Genomic DNA, 19,849 nt, shown 5'->3' with positions numbered 1-19,849 from the left:
ATGGTGGGCTTCGGCAGCTACCCCAGTCTGTCGTGGCTGCTGGTGGTGCCGGCGCTGGCGCTGCAGTTCCTGTTCAACACGGGCCTGGCGCTGATCTTCGCGCGGATGGGCAGCAAAACCCCGGACCTGGCGCAGCTGATGCCGTTCGTGCTGCGGACCTGGATGTACGCCTCGGGCGTGATGTTCTCCATCCCCGCGATGCTGGAGGACAAGAACGTGCCGGCCTGGCTGGCGGACGTGCTGCAGTGGAACCCGGCCGCGGTCTACATGGACCTGGTGCGCTTCGCGATGATCGACGAGTACGGATCGTCGTACCTGCCGCCGCACATCTGGGCGTTCGCGCTGGGCTGGGCGGTGCTGGCCGCCGTGGTCGGCTTCGTCTACTTCTGGAAGGCAGAGGAGAGGTACGGCCGTGGCTGACACCACCCACGAGAAGACCCCGACCGTCATCGCCGACGGCGTCGACGTGGTCTACCGGGTCAACGGCACCGGCGCCGGACGCGGCTCCGCGACCGCCGCGCTCAACCGCATGCTGCGGCGCAAGCAGACCGAGAGGGCCGCCGGCGTGCGCACGGTGCACGCCGTACGGAACGTGTCGTTCGTCGCCCACAAGGGCGAGGCGATCGGCCTGATCGGCACCAACGGCTCCGGAAAGTCCACGCTGCTCAAGGCCGTCGCCGGACTGCTCCCGGTGGAGAACGGCCGTATCTACACCGACGGCCAGCCGTCCCTGCTCGGCGTCAACGCGGCCCTGATGGCCGACCTCACCGGCGAGCGCAACGTGCACCTGGGCGGCCTCGCGATGGGCATGTCCCGCGAGGAGGTCAAGGCCCGCTATCAGGAGATCGTCGACTTCTCCGGCATCAACGAGAAGGGCGACTTCATCACCCTGCCGATGCGCACCTACTCCTCCGGCATGGCGGCCCGCCTGCGCTTCTCCATCGCCGCGGCCAAGGACCACGACGTCCTGCTCGTCGACGAGGCCCTGGCCACCGGCGACCGCTCCTTCCAGAAGCGGTCCGAGGCGCGCATCCGCGAGCTGCGCAAGCACGCCGGCACGGTCTTCCTGGTCAGCCACAACAACAAGTCCATCCGCGACACCTGCGACCGGGTGCTGTGGCTGGAGCGTGGCGAGCTGCGCATGGACGGCCCGACCGACGAGGTGCTCCGGGAGTACGAGAAGTTCACCTCGGGCGGGGACCGGACCGTGCCGGCCCCCCGGCAGACCGCGACGGCGCGATGACCGGCGGGAACCGCCTCGCGCAAGGGTGTGCGCGCCCCTGAGGCACACGCCTCCACGGACGCGCAGGGGCACCCGACCGCACGCCTCTGCGCGCCCGTTTGGGCGTATTGATGTCACTATGACCCGAGGGGACCGTCCCGCAGCGACGAGCCGAAGGAGCCCCCGCGATGCCCCAGCTCAGCGTCATCGTCCACGGGCCGAACACCCAGGACCACCTGACCGGCCTGCTCGACTCGCTCGTCGCCCACCCGCTGCCCGACGTCGAGGTGGTCGTCGCCGCCGTCGGCGACTGGGCCCGCGAGACGGCCGAGCGGCACACCCCGCAGCTCCAGGTGGTCCCGCTGCCCGACGGCACCGCCGACGCGGCGGCCCGGTCGGCTGGAGCCGCGCACGCCACCGGGCGCTGGCTGCACTTCGTCCGGGCCAAGGACGGCGTACCGGCCGGCAGCCCGCGTACCGTCGCCGAACGGACCGCCGAACTGCCCGCCGCCGTGGACGTCCTCCTCACGGACCACCTGCGCAGCACCTGGCGCAGCGCGGGCCTGCCCTCCGCCGACGGCCCCCTCCTCGCCCGCGCGGGCCGCACCGAGGCGTCCCTCGGCGACAGCGCCTACCTGCTGCGCCTGACCCCGCTGCTCGGCACCCGCGTGCTGCGCGCCGCGTTCTGGCGGGCCCACGAGGAGCTGCTCACCACCGACGACGAGCCCCGGGCCGCGCTGGCCGCCCTGCTGCTCGCCGACCGCGTCGCCTGTCTGCCGCACATCGCCCACGAGGACCGCCGGCTGCGCCCCGCGAGCCTCCCGCCGGTCACCCCCCAACAGCACCTCGCGACCGTCGACCGCTACGAGGCCCTGCTCGGCCTCGCCCGGGACCGGCCCGCCGTCTACACCGTCCTCTACGAGATCATGGTGCGCGACTGCCTGCGCACCTTCGCCCGCGGCACCATGCCCGAGCCGGTGGCCCGGGAGTTCTTCGACCGGGCCGGTGCCGCCGCCGTACGCCTGCGTCCCGAGGGGTACCGCCGCCCCAGCGGCCCCGAGGGGGTGCGCCGGTCGCTGCTGGAGGAGGGCGCCTACACCCGCTACCGGGCCTTCCGGACCGCCAACCACGCCCGCCGCGCCGTGCGCTCCACCGTGCGGGCGGGCCGACGGCAGGCCGGCGCCCGGATCCGCGACCACCAGTACCGCGCGGCGCTGCGCCGCCCCGTCGACCCGCACCTCGCGGTGTTCTCCGCCTACTGGAACCGGGGGGTCGCCTGCAACCCGGGCGCGATCGCCGCGGCCCTCGCCGAGCTGGCCCCGCACATCCACCCGGTGTGGGTGGTCACCGGACGCAACGCGGCCCTGCTGCCGCCCGGCACCGACCACGTGGTGCCCGGCACCCGCCGCTACTGGGAGGTGCTCGCCACCGCGAAGTACCTCGTCAACAACGTCAACTTCCCGAACGCGGTGGTCAAGCGCCCGGACGCGGTCCATGTGCAGACCCACCACGGCACCCCGCTCAAGCGCATGGGCCTGGACCAGATGGCCTACCCGGCCGCCGCGCAGGGCCTGGACTTCGACGCCCTGCTGGAGCGCGTCGACAAGTGGGACTTCAGCGTCTCCGCCAACAGCCACACCACCCGCATGTGGGAGCGGGCGTACCCGGCCCGGTACGTTTCCCTCGACCACGGCTATCCGCGCAACGACGCGTACTACACGGCGGGTGCCGACGAGGTCCGCGCGGTCCGCGAGCGGCTCGGCATCGCCCCGGGCCGCCGCGCCGTCCTGTACGCGCCCACCCACCGCGACTACGAGGCCGGGTGGACCCCGCGCCTTGACCTCGCCGCGCTCGCCGACCGGCTCGGCGAGGACACCGTCCTGCTGGTGCGCGCCCACTACTTCTACGACTCGGGCGTCTCACCGCTGACCGGCCTGCGCCGCTCCGGACGCGTGATCGACGTGTCGTCGTACGACCCGGTCGAGGAGCTGTGCCTGGCCGCGGACGTCCTGGTCACGGACTACTCGTCGATCATGTTCGACTACGCCAACCTGGACCGTCCGATCGTCGTCCACGCCGACGACTGGGAGACGTACCGCACCACGCGCGGGGTCTACTTCGACCTGATGGCCGAGGCGCCAGGCCCGGTGGCGCGCACCCAGGACGACCTGACCGAGATCCTCACCACCGACGCCTGGCGCGACGAGGGCGCGGCGAAGGCGCGGGCCGCCTTCCGCCGCCGGTTCTGCGAGTTCGACGACGGACGCGCCGCCGAGCGGGTGGTGCGCCGGGTCTTCCTCGGTCAGGACGAGGCGTCCCTGCCCCCGGTGCTGCCCCTGGAGGAGCGCACCCCGGCCCCGGCCCCCCAGGAGGTGACCGCGTGATGAGCACTCCCCGGGTCCCCGACGTCACCGTCACGGTGATCGTGCACAACGACGCCGGACGGCTGCCCCGCGCGGTGCGGTCCGTGTGCCGCCAGACGCACCACGACCTCGAGGTCGTCATCAGCGACGACCACTCCACGGACGACACCCCCCGGGTGGCCCGGGAGCTCACGGCCGCCGACCCTCGCGTCCGCTACCTGCGCCTGCCGGAGAACAGCGGCGGGTGCAGCGCCCCGCGCAACCGCGCCCTGGAGATCGCCCGGGCGCCGTACCTGATGTTCCTCGACAGCGACGACGAGCTTCCCGAGGGTGCGGTGGCGGCGCTGCTCGCCGCGCACCGCGAGCGGGAGATCGACTTCGCGATGGGCGCGGTGCGGCGGATCCGGGTGGACACCGGACGCCGGTCCACCTGGATGCCGCACCTCGTGGGCGAGCGCCGCACCCTCGACGGCATCAAGGACGACCCGCGGCTGTTCTTCGAGCACCTGGCGACCAGCAAGATGTACGCCCGCGCCTTCCTCGACCGGCACGCGCTGCGCTTCCCCGAGGGTATCCACTACGAGGACCAGCTGTTCTCGGCGCAGGCCTACTGCCTGGCGAAGCGGTTCACCATCGTCCCGGAGCCGGTCTACCTCTGGTACATAGCCCCCTACGCGCGCTCGGAGGCGGCCTCCATTTCCAACCAGCGGCACCTGATGGCCAACGTCCGCGACCGGATACACGTGCAGCGGCTGATCGACGCGTTCCTGGTGGAGAGCGGGCACGCGGCGCTGCGCGAGGACAAGGACCACAAGTTCCTCAAGCACGACTTCCGGATGTACGCGGGGGACCTGCCCTACCGCGACGAGGAGTGGCTGGCCGCCTTCGCCGACGAGATGAACCCCTATCTGGACACCCTGTCCCCGGGCGCATACGCCCGGCTGCCCCGCGCCGAGCGGGTGGTGCTCCAGCTGCTCCGCGACCGCCGGCTGCCCGAGGCCCGGCTCGCGGCGCGCGGTCTCGGGTACGGCGTCGCCCCGAGGCGGACGACCGCCGACACCGAGGGCCGGGTCTACTGGGGCGACCGGGTGCCCGGCACCGTCGCCGCCCGGCGCGAACTGGACCTCACCGAGCTGGAACCGGACACCCGCCCGTTCTCCGGCGCCCCGTTCCGCCACGAGATCACCGGCATCGCCCGCGTCCCCGGAGCCGGCGCGTGCGTCGAGCTGACCGTACGGACCTACGACCCGGCGCTGCGCCTGCCCGTCGGCCCGCAGCGCGCGAGCCTGCTGATCTCCCCCGGCCGCCGCCGCCTCACCGTGCCCTTCCGTCTCGACCCGGTACGGCCCGGTGTCTTCGAGGGGGCGGTACGGCTCGACCTGGGCGAGGCGCGGCTGCCGCTGAGCGGTTTCGCCGGGGCCCGGCACCCGCTGGTCCGGCTGACCGGCGGCGGCCAGAGCAACCAGGCCCTGCTGCTGGCGCCCCTGGACTTCCCGGCGCTGACCGCCCGCGTGCCCTACCGCTCCGGTGCCGCCCCGCACGAGGTGACGATCGAGCCGGAGGGGCACAACCCGGGCCGGCTCCAGGTGCGGTGGGAGCCCGTCGGCCTCACCGGGATCGTCCGCCCGGCCGCCGCCCGCCTGGCCCGTCCCCGCCTGCGCAGCGCGGGCCGGCTGGTGGCGGGCGCCCTGCGCTGACGTCGTGCGCCGGCGCCCCCGCCGCCGGCTCACGGCACGGCGTACAGCACCTCCCCGCGCGGTCCCCGGGCCACCGGCCGCAGCGCGGGGTCGTCCAGCACGCCCCGGTGGTCCACCACCCAGCGCACCCCGTACTCCCGCTCGGTGCGCCGCCGCTCGGAAGCGGGGGTGCCCCCGGCGAAGTACGCGCGCGTGGCCGCCGTACGGCGCTCCTCGTCCGCCAGGAAGAAGTCCGGGTAGCCGGGGGCGACCGTGTACGGGCCGTACGCGGGGACCTGGCGCGCCACCCGCCCCTCGGCCATGACCACGTCGCCGTACCGCACCTGTCGCGTGAGCCAGCCGTACCCCGGCCACGTGGGCCGGTACTTGTCCGCCACCGCCCCGGGCAGCGCGTCGGCCGGAACCACGTACCCGAGCATCCCCGCCTGCGCCCAGCCGCCGGCCAGCAGCGCCCCGGTGAGCAGCACCGCCCAGACGGCGCGGGCCCGGCGGCGTCCGCCCTCCAGGACCGCCGTCGCCGCCGCGAGCTGCGCGGGGATCGTCACCGCGGGCAGGGCGCGCCCCCACGAGTAGCGTCCGGTCAGCCAGCCGGCCGCGACGATCAGCACGCCCAGGGCGCAGAAGACCACCAGCGGGTCCCGGTGATCACGCCGCCACCGCGGCACCAGCGCGGCCGCCCCGAGCAGCACCAGCCAGAACCGCGCCGGGAGATCCTCGTACAGCACCCGGTGCACGTCCGCCAGCCCGTCCCCGGCGCCCATCAGCGCGAAGAAGCCGTAGTACGGCCACGCCCCGAGCACCGCCACGCCCACCAGCAGCGCGGCGCCGAGCCGCGGCCACACCGCGCGGCCGGGACGCGCCGCGACCACCGTGGCGACCGCGCCGGCCGTGGCCACCACCCCCGAGAACTGGTGGCAGAGCAGGATCACCGCCCACAGCACGCCGAGCCCGGTCCACACCGGCCACCCGGCCGGCCCGCGCAGCGCCCCGGTCAGCCACGCCCAGAAGTGGAAGGCGAGCCCCAGGGTGAAGGTGCTCGGGTACGCCACCGTCAGGGCGAGCGAGTGCAGGCCGGGGAAGCCGCTCCACAGCAGGGGTGTCGTGCCCCAGAGCAGCAGCAGGCTCAGCAGGGCGAGCGCGGGCGCGGCCCGGTGCGCGCTCAGCGTCCGCGCGTACCGCCACACCCCCGTCACCAGCAGCACCAGTCCGGCCGCCGCGGCCAGGCGCAGCACCACGAACACGTCCAGGCCGGTCACCCGGGCGACGCCCCCGAGCAGCAGCATCCACGGCGAGTAGTAGGGGCTCGGGGTGTCCGCGTCGACCAGCGGGTTGCCCGGGTCCAGCGGGGCGTGCCGCAGCCGCTGCACGGTCGCCGCGTGGATGCCCAGGTCACCGATCCACGGGAGCCGTACGACCACCACGGCCAGCAGGACCAGGACCAGCCCGGCGGCGCCCGTGGCCACGGCCCGGCCGGCGGTGCCCGGGCGGATCCCGCAGCGGCGCGTGCCGTCCCTTCCGGACACCCCGGACGGCGAAAATCGGACAGTCACACCACAGGCCTATCCCGTCCCCGGCCCGCTCCACCGCTTCGCCGCCGATTCCCGCCCAAGGCACCACACACGGCGCGAGGGGCGCCCCTGACCTTCCGGCCCGGGACGCCCGTCGTCCGGTCGGCCCGCTCGCGCGGGCCCGGTGCCTTACGAGTGCGACCTCAGCAGCGTCCGCATGGTCCGCATCGCCACCGACAGGTTGGCGAGGTCGAACGCGTCGGAGCCGTGGATCTCCTCCAGGGTGGTGCGGGCCCGGCCCAGCAGCGCCGCGTTCTTCTGCTCCCACAGTCCGAACCGCTGTTCCGGCGTCGACGTGCCGTCGCCCTCCGCCAGCACGTCCGCGGTGACCGCAGCGTGCGCGGCGTACAGGTCCTCGCGGATCGCCGCGCGGGCCATCGACTGCCAGCGGTCCGCACGCGGCAGCTCGATGATCCGGTCCATCAGCTGGGTGATGCGCAGCCGGTCGGCGAGGTCGTAGTACACCTCGGCGACGTCCAGCGGCTCCTTGCCCATCCGGTCGGCCACGGACACGATGTCGAGCGTCGGGAAGGCGGAGGAGAACCCGGCGACCCGGGTGGCGAGCTCGTCGGGCACACCGGCGCCGCTGAGCTCGTCGTAGATCTTCTGGTACCAGTCCAGGTCCTCGCCGCGCAGCAGCTTGGGCAGCTGCGCCCAGACCAGCTCCACCCGCTCGGCGAAGAACGACACCGTCTCCTCGAGCTGCAGCGGCTGCGGCCGGTTGTTCAGCAGCCAGCGCGTGCCGCGCTCCACCAGACGGCGCGAGTGCAGCCGGATCCGGGTCTGGACGGCGGCGTCGACCGAGTTGTCGAGCGCCTCCACGCCGTCCCACACCACCGAGGAGCGGAAGATCGCACGGGCCGCGGTCTGCGCCCGGACGATCTCCTCCAGCGACGCCCCGGTCTCCTCACGCATCCGGTGCAGGTACGTCGTACCGCCGGTGTTGACCGTGTCGTTGACCAGCACGGTCGTGGTGATCTCACGGCGCAGCGGGTGGCTGTCGATCTGCTCCCGGAACTCCTCGCGCAGCGCGGTCGGGAAGTAGGCGTGCAGCAGGCCCTTGAGGTACGGGTCGTCGGGCAGCGAGGTGTGCAGCAGCTCCTCGGCGACCGTGATCTTCGTGTACGCCAGCAGGACGGCCGTCTCCGGCCCGGTCAGGCCCTGCCCGGTGGCGAGCCGCTCACGGATCTGCCGGTCGGTGGGCAGGAACTCCAGCGCCCGGTCGAGGTGGCCCTCGCGCACCAGGTGCTTCAGGAAGCGCTGCTGCGCGTGGATCATGTCCTTGGACTGGGCCAGCGCGTTGGCGATGGCGGTGTTCTGCGCGTAGTTGTTGCGCAGCACCAGCCGCCCGACCTCGTCGGTCATCTCGGCGAGCAGCTTGTTGCGCTGCTTCACCGTCATGTCGCCTTCCTTGACCAGGCCGTTCAGCAGGATCTTGATGTTCACCTCGTGGTCGGAGGTGTCCACGCCCGCGCTGTTGTCGATGGCGTCGGTGTTCTGCCGGCCGCCGTGCAGCGCGAACTCGATCCGGCCGAGCTGGGTCATGCCCAGGTTGCCGCCCTCGCCGACGACGGCGACCCGCAGGTCCTTGCCGTCGACGCGGATCGCGTCGTTGCCCTTGTCGCCCGCGTCCGCGTTCGACTCGGTGGACGCCTTGACGTAGGTGCCGATGCCGCCGTTCCACAGCAGGTCGACCGGCGCCTTGAGGATGGCCTTCATCAGGTCGGCCGGGGTCATCTTGGTGACGCCGGACTCGATGCCGAGGGCCTCGCGGACGTGCGCGTTGACCGGGACGGACTTCGCGCTGCGCGGGAAGATCCCGCCGCCCGCCGACAGCAGCGAGGTGTCGTAGTCGGCCCAGGAGCTGCGGGGCAGCTCGAACAGGCGGCGGCGCTCGGCGTAGGAGGTGGCGGCGTCCGGGGTCGGGTCGATGAAGATGTGCCGGTGGTCGAAGGCGGCGACCAGCCGGATGTGCTCGCTGAGCAGCATGCCGTTGCCGAAGACGTCACCGGACATGTCGCCGATGCCGACGACCGTGAAGTCCTGGCTCTGGGTGTCCACGCCCAGCTCCCGGAAGTGCCGCTTGACGGACTCCCAGGCGCCGCGGGCGGTGATGCCCATGCCCTTGTGGTCGTAGCCGGCCGAGCCGCCGGAGGCGAAGGCGTCCCCGAGCCAGAAGTTGTAGCTCTCGGCGACCTCGTTGGCGATGTCGGAGAAGGTCGCGGTGCCCTTGTCCGCGGCGACGACGAGGTAGGTGTCGTCCTCGTCGTGCCGGACGACGTCCGCCGGCGGCACGACCTCGCCGGCCACCATGTTGTCGGTGATGTCCAGCAGCGCGGAGATGAACGTCCGGTAGGAGGCGATGCCCTCCGCCATCCACGCGTCGCGGTCGACGGCCGGATCGGGCAGCTGCTTGGCGACGAACCCGCCCTTGGCGCCGACCGGCACGATGACGGTGTTCTTCACCATCTGGGCCTTGACCAGGCCGAGGATCTCGGTGCGGAAGTCCTCACGCCGGTCGGACCAGCGCAGACCGCCGCGCGCGACCTTGCCGAAGCGCAGGTGCACGCCCTCGACGCGCGGCGAGTACACCCAGATCTCGAACGCCGGACGCGGCGCCGGCAGGTCCGGGATGGCCTGCGGGTCGAACTTCATGGAGACGTAGTCGTGCGGCTCGCCGCCCGTCGCCTCCTGGAAGAAGTTGGTGCGCAGCGTCGCCTTGATGACGGTGAGGAAGGAGCGCAGGATGCGGTCCTCGTCGAGGCTCGCGACCTGGTCGAGGGCGGCGTCGACCTCCTCCAGCAGGGCGTCCACCAGTTCGTACCCGGCGCGCTGCCGGTCCGGCGACATCCGCGCCTCGAACAGCGAGACGAGCAGCCGGGTGGTGTGGACGTTGTGCCGGAGGGTGTCCTCCATGTAGTCCTGGCTGAAGGTGGACCCCGCCTGGCGCAGGTACTTGGCGTACGCCCGCAGCACCATCGCCTGGCGCCAGGTGAGGCCGGCGCTCAGCACCAGGGCGTTGAAGCCGTCGTTCTCCGCCTTGCCGGTCCAGGTCGCCGCGAAGGTGTCCTGGAAGCGCTCGCGGGCGTCGTCGCCCAGGTAGTCCACCCCGCCGCCGGGCGCCTGGGGCATCCGCAGGCCGAAGTCGTAGATGTAGGCCACGCTGCGGTCGTCGCACCGCAGTTCGTACGGCCGCTCGTCGACGACCTCGACGCCGAGGCGCTGCAGCACGGGCAGCACCGCGGACAGGGAGACGGCCTCGCCCGTGCGGTAGATCTTGAAGCGGCGCTCGTCGGGGGCCGCGCCCACCGGCTCGTACAGGCTGAGCGCGAAGTCCTGCTCCTCGCTCAGCTCCTCCAGGCGCACCAGGTCGGCCACGGCGCTGCGCGGGGAGTGGTCGGCCTTGTAGCCCTCGGGGAAGGCACCGGCGTAGCGGCGCAGCAGCTCGGCGGCGCGCTCCTCGCCGAACTCGGTGTTCAGCGCCTCGCCGAAGCCGTCGGCCCAGGAGCGGGCGGCCGCGACCAGCCGGGCCTCGATGCGCTCCTTGTCGCTGTCGGACAGGTGCCGCAGTTCGGTGCCCTGCGGGACGCGGACGACGAAGTGCAGCCGGGAGAGCACCGACTCGGTGTTCCACGCGGTGAAGTCGACGCTGATGCCGCCGAGCTCCTCCTTGAGGATGTCGATGATCCGCAGCCGGACGCCGGTGGTGTAGCGGTCGCGGGGCAGGTAGACGAGGGCGCTGTAGTAGCGGCCGTACTCGTCCTGGCGCAGGTACAGGCGCAGCCGGCGCCGCTCCTGGAGGTAGAGCACCGAGGTGGCGATGGACTGCAGCTCGCCGGCCGGGGTCTGGAACAGCTCGTCGCGCGGGTAGGTCTCGAGGATCTGCAGCAGGTCGCGCCCGTCGTGGCTGTGCGGGGAGAAACCGGCCCGCTCCAGGACGTCCTCGACCTTGCGGCGGATCACCGGCACCCGGCGCACGGACTCGGTGTAGGCGGCGGAGGAGAACAGGCCGAGGAAGCGCCGCTCACCGACCACGTTGCCCTCGGCGTCGAACTTCTTGACGCCGATGTAGTCCAGGTACGACGGCCGGTGCACGGTGGCGCGGCTGTTGGCCTTGGTCAGCACCAGCAGCTTGTGCTCGCGGGCCTTGGCGCGGGCGTCGGCGGGCAGCCGCTCGAAGGACGGGCTGACCGGATGGTCCTCGTCGGCCGCGTGGTGCGGGTCGGAGCGCAGGATGCCGAGGCCGGTGCCGGGCACGGCGGCCAGCGAGTCGTCGTCGCGCAGCTGGTACTCGCGGTAGCCGAGGAAGGTGAAGTGGTCGTCGGCCAGCCAGTGCAGCAGCTCGCGGGCCTCCTCGACCTGCAGCGACGGCAGGTCGGCGGGGACGGGCTCGCCGGGCAGCGCGTCGGCCAGAGCGGTCGCGGCCTGGCGCATCTTGCCCCAGTCCTCGACGGCCTCGCGGACGTCGGACAGCACCCGCAGCAGATCGGCGGTGATCTGCTTCAGGTCGCCGCGGTCGGTCTCGCGGTCGATCTCCACGTGGATCCAGGACTCGACGTGCGCGTCGTGCGGCAGGTCGCTCGCGTCCTGCGGGAGGTCGCCGCCGACCGGGTCGGAGAGGACCTCGATCAGCTTGCCGGTCACGTCCCGGCGGACCACGAACTGCGGGTGGATGACCACGTGGATGCCGCGGCCCTGGCGGGTGAGTTCGTTGGTGACGGAGTCGACCAGGAAGGGCATGTCGTCGGTGACGACCTCGACGACGGAGTGGCTGCAGGTCCAGCCGTTCTCCTCGACGGTCGGGGTGTGCACCCGGACGTTCGCGGTGCCCTGCGGGCGGTTGGCCGCGAGCCGGTGGTGCGAGACAGCGGCTCCGAAGACGTCGACCGGGTCGCGGTCGGTGAGGTCCTCCGGGGCGGTGTGCAGGTAGTAGCGCTGGAGGAACGCGAGGACGGTGTCCCGGTCGGGCGTGTCCTCGTCCGCGGTCCCAGTCGGTAGTTTCCCCCCGGCCGGGCTGTTCTCAGCTACCCGGGCGGCCCGATCGAGCAGCTCGGCCTTGGCTTCGTCCAGCTTGGTCTGCATGGTCCTCTGGCTCCTGTCGCGCGCCGTTGCGTGACGTAGAAGGAAGTACGGTCTCCGACCTCGTGGTGCGGTGGTTCGACACGGGGTGTCCGGTCTGTGCCGACGTTATGCCGCGAGGTGAGAGGAGCGGGGGCTTCTCGGCGGAATTCGGTGCGTCCGACGGGTGTGACTCTGCTCTCCGTGACGCCTGCCCCCCTGGGGTGCGCCGCGTCCCGTGCCGCCCGCGAGGATCAGCGGTCGCCACCCGGACACGGATGTCGTCCGTGCACGCCGGGCGCACAGCGGGGACACCACGGTCCCCGCGAGCTATCGCGCTGATCACGCCACCTAGGCTATCGCCCTCCGGCGGGGCCCCGTCATGAGCCGTATGTGTACAAAACCGGGGGGCGAACTTTGACGTTTCGCACAGTGCGCCGGTGTCCTTCCGGTCAGCCGGCGGCCGCCAGGCGCTCCGCCTGGGCCACCGCCTCGCTCAGGGTGTCGACCACCGGAACCCCGACCGCCTCCAGGCTCGCCCGGCCGTGCGAGCCGCCGGTGTAGAGCACGGCCCGCGCGCCCACGTGCCGGGCGGCCAGCGCGTCGTCGGCCGCGTCGCCGATCACCACCGTGCGCCGCGGGTCCACGACGTCGCCCAGCGCGCTCAGGTGGCGCACCATGTGCTCCGCCTTGCTGCCGCCGGACGGGCCGGTCCGTCCGTCGACGCGTATGAAGTGCGGGGCGATGCCGAAGTCACGCACCAGGGGGACCAGGTCGTCGTGCCCGTACATGCTGAGGATCGACTGGCTGCGGCCCGCCGACACCCACGCCCGCAGCAGGTCCTCCACGCCGTCGGCCAGTCCGCAGCGCACGCGGTGGTCCGTGTAGTGGCGGTGGAAGGTGGCGTCCATCAGCTCCCACTCGGCCTCGCTGGGCAGCCGGCCCATCAGCCGCTCGTAGAACTTCGGCACGGGCACGCAGTACAGCTCGCGATACCGCTCCAGCGTGATGGGGGCGAGGCCCAGCTCGGCGAAGGCGGCGTTCGTCGCCCCGATGACCGCGTCGACGTCGTGGAACAGCGTGCCGTTCCAGTCCCAGACGATGTGTGCGTCGTTGTGCGTCCCCATGCCGGAAAACCTACCCGGACCCGCCGACATCCCGCTGCGCCGCAGGTCAGCCGATCAGCTGGGGGATTTCCTGGGTCGCGAACCACAGCAGCTCGTGGTCCTCCGCGCCGTCCACCACGAACCGCGCGTCGTCGTCGCCCTTGTCCGCCGCGTCCAGCGCCCGCGCGGCGGCCGCCACGTCCGTCTCGGCGTCCGCCGCGTCGGCGTGCACCGCGGCCGCCTTGGCCAGCCTTACGGCCCCGGCGAGGCGCACCTCGCCCGGTGCGGCCGGGTCCGGGCCCCGGCCGGGGTCGGCGGAGGCCGCGCCGTCGGCGACGTCCACGGCGACCACGACCCGGCGGCGGGGCGCGCCGGGGTCGGCCGCCAGCAGCCGGAGGGAGGCCAGCGCGGCACGGCTCAGCGCGGCGTACTCCAGCTCCTCGATGTCGTCGGAGCGGTACCACTCGCGCAGCGCGGGCGTCACCGCGTACGCGGTGAGGGGTCCGTCGCCCAGCTGACCCGTCCTGTGCGCCTCGGCGAGCCCGGGGAGGGTCAGGGGGACGTAGACGCGCATGGTGGGCCGCTTTCGTCTGCTCGGGGACTCGGCAAGGGTTCAGAATACGTCCCCACGGCCGTACGGCGTCCCCCATCGAGTTCCCGCCCGCACTCCCGGACACGTCAACCCGCGTCCGGAATGTCACCCGCCCCGCCCGCGTGAACACGGGCCCCGCACCCGCCCGGTCACCCTGATAGGTGAACTTCCCCGCCCCTTTCGGGCCGCCCGTCGCTCCTTGCCCCGCCGCCGCACGGCCCCGTACAAGATCCCCACACGAAGTTACTGCCCGGTACCCCGGCTCCCCCCGCCGGCGGCCCGGGCCTGTCGAACGGGGCCCCACGTGCACAAGGTCATGAGCCGCACACCACACCACACCCCCACCCGCCCCCCGGCCCGGCCTGACGCCCGCCGCCCGGACACACCGGCCCGCCGGAACCGCCCGGCACCGGCCGGGGCGTCGGGGACGGGCCTTGCGGCCCCGCCCCGGCGTCCCGGGAGCGACACCGCCCCGCCCGGCGCACCCGTGAGCAGCGCAAGCGACGCCACCCGCACCGCCACCGCGGGAGGCCGGCCGGCCGCCACCGGCGTCCTTACGGCCCCCGTCGCGCGCTCCGGAGGCGGCATGACTCCGCACGGCACCAGCCGGCCCGCCGGCACGGCTCCTTCCTCCCCCAGGCGTCCCGCCGCACCTCCCGCGACCGGCCGCCCGACGCCCGCCGGCGCCGTCCCCCCGCGGGTGCCCGTCGGTGGGGCTCGGCTCGTTTCCTCGCCCGGTGCGGGGCGGCCCGGTGGGGCGGGGCGGCGGCCCGCCGACAACCGGCCCTCCGGGCGGGCGGCGGGGCGGGTCCGGCCTGGCCTCGCGCCCGCTTCCGGGGCGGTGACGCGCGAGGGCCGGGGCGGGGCTGTGGGCGGGGTGCCCGTCCGCGTGCCCCAGCCCCGCCCCACCGACCGCTTCGCGGACCTCCTCGTCGCCGTGCTCAGCGGCCAGCGCCCCGTGCACGCGATGCTGCGGCACAGCGCCGGCCAGGCCTACGACGAACTGATCCGGCTCGCCGAGCGAGGACCGCTGCGCACCCGCGGGGCCCGGCCCGTGGTCCGCGACATCGGCTGGTTCGAACCCCGGGAGGGCGCCATCGAGGCGTTCGCCCGGATCGGCGCCGGGGACAGGCTGCGCGCCATGGCCTTCCGGCTGGAGCGCGGCCGTGACCTGCGCTGGCGCTGCACCGCCGTCGAACTGGGCGTCCCCCGCTGAGGCACGCACGACGGCCGAGGGCCGGGCCCCCGCGGGTGCCCGGCCCTCGGCCGGTGGTCACGGCCGCTCCTCACGAAGCGGCGGCGACCCTCACTTCTTGCGACGCCGCCCCCGCGCCTGCTTGCGGCGCTCCGCGCGCGTGAGGCCGTCGGCCTCCGAACGCACCGGCTCCTCGTCGGTGGCCAGCTCGCCCTCGACGGTGCCGCCCTCGCCGTCCACCGTGGGCGCGGAGAAGTGGAGGGCCCGCCGCTGCGGGGCGTCGAGCCCCTTGGCGCGGATCTCCGGCCGGGGCCCGCCCTGCGCGGGCACCGCGTCCTGCTTCTCCAGGTCGGCGACCGGCTTGGCGTCCTCGACCGGAACCTCCTCGACCTGCTGCTCCACCTGGACCTCCAGGTTGAACAGGTAGCCGACGGACTCCTCCTTGATGCCGTCCATCATCGCGCTGAACATGTCGAAGCCCTCGCGCTGGTACTCGACCAGCGGGTCCTTCTGGGCCATCGCGCGCAGGCCGATGCCCTCCTGGAGGTAGTCCATCTCGTAGAGGTGCTCGCGCCACTTGCGGTCCAGCACCGACAGCACGACCCGGCGCTCCAGCTCACGCATGATCTCGGAGCCGAGCTGTGCCTCGCGGGCCTCGTACTGGGCGCGGATGTCGTCCTTGATGGACTCGGAGATGAACTCGGCGGTCAGACCGGCCCGGTCACCGGCCGCCTCCTCCAGCTCGTCGATGTCGACGCTCACCGGGTAGAGCTGCTTGAACGCGCCCCACAGCCGGTCCAGGTCCCAGTCCTCGGGGAAGCCCTCGGTGGTCTCCGCCTGGACGTAGGCGTCGATGGTGTCGTCCATGAAGTGGTGGATCTGCTCCTGCAGGTCCTCGCCCTCCAGGACGCGGCGGCGCTCGCCGTAGATGACCTCGCGCTGCCGGTTGAGCACCTCGTCGTACTTCAGGACGTTCTTACGCGTCTCGAAGTTCTGCGTCTCCACCTGCGACTGCGCGGAGGCGATCGCGCGGGTGACCATCTTGTTCTCGATCGGCACGTCGTCCGGCACGTTCGCCATGGACATCACGCGCTCGACCATCTGCGCCTTGAACAGCCGCATCAGGTCGTCACCGAGCGAGAGGTAGAAGCGGGACTCGCCGGGGTCGCCCTGACGGCCGGAACGACCGCGCAGCTGGTTGTCGATGCGCCGCGACTCGTGCCGCTCGGTGCCGAGGACGTACAGGCCGCCGAGCTTCTCGACCTCGTCCTTCTCGGCCTTCACGGCCTGCTCGGCACGCGCGAGGGCCTCCGGCAGGGCCGCCGCCCACTCCTCGATGTGCTCCTCGGGGTCGAGGCCGCGCTGGCGCAGCTCCGCCTCCGCGAGGTCCTCGGGGTTGCCGCCGAGCTTGATGTCCGTACCACGGCCGGCCATGTTCGTGGCGACCGTGACGGCGCCCCGGCGGCCGGCCTGGGCGACGATCTGCGCCTCGCGCTCGTGGTGCTTGGCGTTCAGCACCTCGTGCTGGATGCCGCGCTTGCTGAGCTGCTGCGAGAGGTACTCGGACTTCTCGACGGACGTGGTGCCGACGAGGATCGGCTGCCCCTTGCGGTGCTTCTCCTCGATGTCGTCGACGACCGCCTCGAACTTGGCGACCTCGGTGCGGTAGATCAGGTCCGACTGGTCCTTGCGGACCATCGGGCGGTTGGTCGGGATCGGCACCACGCCGAGCTTGTAGATCTGGTGGAACTCGGCGGCCTCGGTCATCGCCGTACCGGTCATGCCGGACAGACCCGGCTGCTCCTTGCCGCTGTGGTCGTGACGCTTGTACAGGCGGAAGAAGTTCTGCAGGGTGATCGTGGCGAGGGTCTGGTTCTCGTCCTTGATCGGCACGCCTTCCTTGGCCTCGATGGCCTGGTGCATGCCCTCGTTGTAACGGCGGCCGGCGAGGATACGGCCGGTGTGCTCGTCGACGATCATGACTTCGTCATCGATGATGACGTAGTCCTTGTCCTTCTTGAAGAGCTCCTTCGCCTTGATGGCGTTGTTCAGGTAGCCCACGAGCGGGGTGTTCACCGACTCGTACAGGTTGTCGATGCCCAGCCAGTCCTCGACCTTGGCGACACCGGACTCGTGGATGGCGACCGTGCGCTTCTTCTCGTCGACCTCGTAGTCGCCGGTCTCCTCGATGCCCTTGAGCGGGTTGCCGGGCTCACCGCGCTTGAGGCGCTTCACCAGCTTGGCGAAGTCGCCGTACCACTTGGTGGCCTGGTCCGCGGGACCGGAGATGATCAGCGGCGTACGGGCCTCGTCGATGAGGATCGAGTCGACCTCGTCGACGATGGCGAAGTTGTGGCCGCGCTGCACCAGCTCTTCCTTCGACCACGCCATGTTGTCGCGCAGGTAGTCGAAGCCGAACTCGTTGTTCGTGCCGTAGGTGATGTCGCAGGCGTACTGCGCGCGGCGCTGGGCCGGCGTCATGTTGGCGAGGATGCAGCCGACCTCCAGGCCCAGGAAGCGGTGGACGCGGCCCATCATCTCCGAGTCGCGCTCGGCCAGGTAGTCGTTGACCGTGATGATGTGGACGCCCTCGCCGGACAGGGCGTTGAGGTACGCGGGCAGGGTGCCGACGAGGGTCTTGCCCTCACCGGTCTTCATTTCCGCCACGTAACCCATGTGCAGGGCGGCGCCGCCCATGATCTGCACGTCGTAGTGGCGCTGGCCCAGGACACGCCGGGCGGCCTCGCGCACGGTGGCGAACGCCTCGGGGAGCAGGTCGTCCAGGCTCTCACCGTCGGTGTAGCGCTGCTTGTACTCATCGGTGAGGGCCCGCAGCTCGGCGTCGGAGAGGCCTTCGAAGTCCTCTTCGATGGAGTTGACCTGGTCCGCGATGCGGTGCAGCTTGCGCAGGATTTTGCCTTCGCCTGCACGCATGATCTTCGAGAGGACGGACACGGGGGTTGGTCTCCTTGCCGGTCGGGCCTGGGACGGTCGGTTTCCGTTTCACTGACTGAGCAACGGCCATCGTATGCGAGGACCCCTCCACGCCGGGAGGCCTGCCGGGGCGGTGACCGTCCGCCGCAGCCGAACCGTGGCACGGCTGCTACCCGGACAACGTCCCAGGCGCCCGGATGGTGCCGCGGCGAGGGCGGTGAATCGTGCGCGGAGTGATCACCACCTCACGCACGGCGAGAGGGATGGCGCCACCCGCCCCGGCGCGAGCAGAATCGGCCGATGGAACCCGTCACGCTCACCACCGACCGCCTGCTGCTGCGCACCGTCGGCCCGCAGGACACCGACACGGTGTACCGGATCTGCCAGGACCCCGACATCCAGCGCTGGACGACGATCCCCTCGCCCTACCTTCCGGAGCACGCGCGGGGTTTCACGGAGCAGATCGCGCCGGACGGCTGGGCGAACGGCTCGATGTTCACGTTCGGTGTCTTCCTGCCCGCCGGGGAACTGACGGGCATGCTCAGCATCACCATGCGGTCCTTCGGCACCGGCGAGATCGGCTTCTGGGGGGCCAAGGAGCACCGCGGCAACGGCTACATCACCGAGGCCGCCCTGGCCGCGTGCCACTGGGCGTTCACCCGGATGTCGGTCGACCGCGTGGAATGGCGCGCGGAGGTGGGCAACGCGGCCTCCCGCGCGGTGGCCGAGCGGGCCGGCTTCACCGTCGAGGGGGTCCTGCGCTCCTCGCTCGTCAACAAGGGGGTGCTGCGGGACGGCTGGGTGGGCTCCCTGCTCCCCTCCGACCTGGGCCTTCCGTCCACCACGCCGTACCTGCCGGGCACCGCCTGAACCCAAGGCACCGGCGCGTTGTCGGTGCCGCCCTCTATCGTGCGGACCTATGACGACCCTCCCGCGTCCGCTCACGGAACTCTCGGCCGACGAGGCCCGCCGCATCGCCCTGCGGGCCCAGGGATTCCTCGGTGCCCCCGACCGGCGCGCCGGTGTGCGGGGCGTCCTGCGCCACCTAGGCGCGGTGCAGCTCGACACCATCTCCGTCCTCGCCCGCTCCCACGAGCTCGTGCCCTACGCCCGCCTCGGCGCCGTCGGCCGCCGCACGGTGGAGGAGGCGTACTGGACGCAAGGGTCCGGGCGGCCGCACGCCTTCGAGTACTGGTCGCACGCCGCGTGCATCCTGCCCGTCGAGGAGTGGCCGCACTTCGCCTTCCGCCGCCGCGCCTACCGCGCCCGCCCGCACTGGAACCACGAGCTGCCCGAGGGCACCTACGACCAGGTGATCAAGCAGCTGCGCACGGAGGGCCCCCTGACGGCCACCGAACTGGGCGGCGCCAAGCGCACCAGCGAGTGGTGGGACTGGTCCGGCACCAAGGTTGCCGTGGAGCGCGCCCTGATGTACGGCGAGGTGGTGTGCGTGGAGCGGCGCGGCTGGAAGCGGGTGTACGACCTGGCCGAGCGCGCGATCCCGGCGGACCTGCTGCACGACGAACTGGACGACAGCGAGTGCCTGCGCCGCCTGGTGCGGCTGGCCGGGCAGTCCCTCGGCGTGGGCACGCGGGCGGACATCGCCGACTACCACCGCCTCAAGGGCGAGCAGGTCGACGCGGTGATCGCCGATTCGGGCCTGGTGCCCGTCACGGTCGCGGGCTGGTCCAAGCCGGCCTGGGCGGACCCCGCCGCCCTGGCCGCCCCGCCGCGCGGCCGGCACCGGACGACGCTGCTGTCCCCGTTCGACTCCCTGATCTGGGAGCGGGCACGCACGGAGCGGATCTTCGGCTTCACCCACCGCCTGGAGGCGTACGTCCCCCGGCCCAAGCGCGTGTACGGCTACTTCGCGATGCCCGTGCTGGCGGGCGGACGGCTGGTGGGCCGGGTGGACCCGGCGCGGGAGGGCCGCACCCTGGTCGCCAAGCAGGTCACGCTGGACGGCCGGACGGCGGTGCCGGCCGTGGCGCAGGCCCTGGTGGAGGCCGCGGGCTGGGTGGACTGCACGGACGTACGGGTGGAGCGGGTCGACGCGCCGGAGCTGCGCGAGGCGCTCACCGGGGAGCTCGCCCGCCTGCTCTCCTGAACCCCGC

12 protein-coding genes are annotated in these 19,849 nt (G+C 72.6%); 7 read left to right on the top strand and 5 right to left on the bottom strand.

The window, feature by feature from the left end; all coding sequences use genetic code 11:
• The 4 genes from ACIF8S_RS33235 to ACIF8S_RS33220 all read left to right on the top strand — a co-directional run.
• On the top strand, positions 1 to 420 hold a 420-nt coding region (locus ACIF8S_RS33235), incomplete at its 5' end, for an ABC transporter permease (RefSeq protein ID WP_400004250.1).
• Positions 413 to 1,243, top strand: a complete 831-nt coding sequence (locus tag ACIF8S_RS33230; RefSeq protein WP_400004249.1) for an ABC transporter ATP-binding protein — start codon at positions 413 to 415, stop codon at positions 1,241 to 1,243. The genes ACIF8S_RS33235 and ACIF8S_RS33230, both read left to right, overlap by 8 nt.
• A gap of 167 nt (positions 1,244 to 1,410) precedes the next feature.
• Positions 1,411 to 3,606 carry a CDP-glycerol glycerophosphotransferase family protein gene (locus tag ACIF8S_RS33225; protein ID WP_400004247.1) on the top strand — a complete coding sequence of 732 codons (2,196 nt, stop codon included), beginning with the start codon at positions 1,411 to 1,413 and terminating at the stop codon, positions 3,604 to 3,606.
• The gene (locus tag ACIF8S_RS33220) at positions 3,606 to 5,282 is read left to right on the top strand and encodes a glycosyltransferase family 2 protein (protein WP_400004245.1); all 1,677 of its coding nucleotides are present in this window, start codon (positions 3,606 to 3,608) and stop codon (positions 5,280 to 5,282) included. Before ACIF8S_RS33225 ends, ACIF8S_RS33220 begins: the two co-directional genes overlap by 1 nt.
• A 29-nt stretch (positions 5,283 to 5,311) precedes the next feature.
• Here ACIF8S_RS33220 and ACIF8S_RS33215 read toward each other — a convergent pair whose 3' ends face one another.
• From ACIF8S_RS33215 to ACIF8S_RS33200, 4 genes are all read right to left on the bottom strand, one after another.
• On the bottom strand, positions 5,312 to 6,832 hold the full coding sequence (locus tag ACIF8S_RS33215; RefSeq protein ID WP_400004243.1) for a hypothetical protein: 1,521 nt from the start codon (positions 6,830 to 6,832) through the stop codon (positions 5,312 to 5,314).
• A 147-nt stretch (positions 6,833 to 6,979) separates the two neighbouring features.
• Positions 6,980 to 11,932 carry an NAD-glutamate dehydrogenase gene (locus ACIF8S_RS33210; protein ID WP_400004241.1) on the bottom strand — a complete coding sequence of 1,651 codons (4,953 nt, stop codon included), beginning with the start codon at positions 11,930 to 11,932 and terminating at the stop codon, positions 6,980 to 6,982.
• Between the two features lie 428 nt (positions 11,933 to 12,360).
• Entirely contained in the window at positions 12,361 to 13,035 is a 675-nt protein-coding gene (locus tag ACIF8S_RS33205) for an HAD family hydrolase (protein WP_400004240.1), read from the bottom strand.
• A gap of 46 nt (positions 13,036 to 13,081) precedes the next feature.
• On the bottom strand, positions 13,082 to 13,588 hold the full coding sequence (locus ACIF8S_RS33200; protein WP_400004238.1) for a DUF6912 family protein: 507 nt from the start codon (positions 13,586 to 13,588) through the stop codon (positions 13,082 to 13,084).
• Positions 13,589 to 14,495: 907 nt separating this feature from the next.
• Between ACIF8S_RS33200 and ACIF8S_RS33195 the strand changes: the two genes are divergently transcribed.
• Entirely contained in the window at positions 14,496 to 14,822 is a 327-nt protein-coding gene (locus tag ACIF8S_RS33195; protein WP_400004236.1) for an Rv3235 family protein, read from the top strand.
• Positions 14,823 to 14,912: 90 nt separating this feature from the next.
• Here the strand turns inward: ACIF8S_RS33195 and secA are convergent, their stop codons facing one another.
• Positions 14,913 to 17,756: a preprotein translocase subunit SecA gene (gene secA, locus ACIF8S_RS33190; RefSeq protein WP_400004234.1), complete on the bottom strand. Its 2,844-nt coding sequence runs from the start codon at positions 17,754 to 17,756 to the stop codon at positions 14,913 to 14,915.
• Between the two features lie 279 nt (positions 17,757 to 18,035).
• Between secA and ACIF8S_RS33185 the strand changes: the two genes are divergently transcribed.
• A complete protein-coding gene (locus ACIF8S_RS33185) occupies positions 18,036 to 18,605 on the top strand; it encodes a GNAT family N-acetyltransferase (protein ID WP_400004232.1) in 570 nt (189 codons plus the stop codon).
• 49 nt (positions 18,606 to 18,654) lie between these two features.
• Positions 18,655 to 19,842 (top strand): winged helix-turn-helix domain-containing protein, encoded by a 1,188-nt coding sequence (locus tag ACIF8S_RS33180; RefSeq protein WP_400004231.1) that lies wholly within the window; start codon positions 18,655 to 18,657, stop codon positions 19,840 to 19,842.
• The last annotated feature ends 7 nt before the right edge of the window (positions 19,843 to 19,849 follow it).

Origin of the sequence: Streptomyces sp. NPDC085937, from assembly GCF_044540535.1 — a bacterium.
Classification (GTDB): domain Bacteria; phylum Actinomycetota; class Actinomycetes; order Streptomycetales; family Streptomycetaceae; genus Streptomyces.
This window is presented reverse-complemented; position numbering and strand designations above follow the sequence as displayed.

Excerpts from the sequence above, each read along its gene's own strand:
- ACIF8S_RS33180 (WP_400004231.1), top strand. The coding sequence starts at position 18,655 with ATGACGACCCTCCCGCGTCCGCTCACGGAACTCTCGGCCGACGAGGCC.
- ACIF8S_RS33200 (WP_400004238.1), bottom strand. The coding sequence starts at position 13,588 with ATGCGCGTCTACGTCCCCCTGACCCTCCCCGGGCTCGCCGAGGCGCAC.
- ACIF8S_RS33205 (WP_400004240.1), bottom strand. The coding sequence starts at position 13,035 with ATGGGGACGCACAACGACGCACACATCGTCTGGGACTGGAACGGCACG.
- ACIF8S_RS33210 (WP_400004241.1), bottom strand. The coding sequence starts at position 11,932 with ATGCAGACCAAGCTGGACGAAGCCAAGGCCGAGCTGCTCGATCGGGCC.
- ACIF8S_RS33225 (WP_400004247.1), top strand. The coding sequence starts at position 1,411 with ATGCCCCAGCTCAGCGTCATCGTCCACGGGCCGAACACCCAGGACCAC.
- ACIF8S_RS33220 (WP_400004245.1), top strand. The coding sequence starts at position 3,606 with ATGAGCACTCCCCGGGTCCCCGACGTCACCGTCACGGTGATCGTGCAC.
- ACIF8S_RS33185 (WP_400004232.1), top strand. The coding sequence starts at position 18,036 with ATGGAACCCGTCACGCTCACCACCGACCGCCTGCTGCTGCGCACCGTC.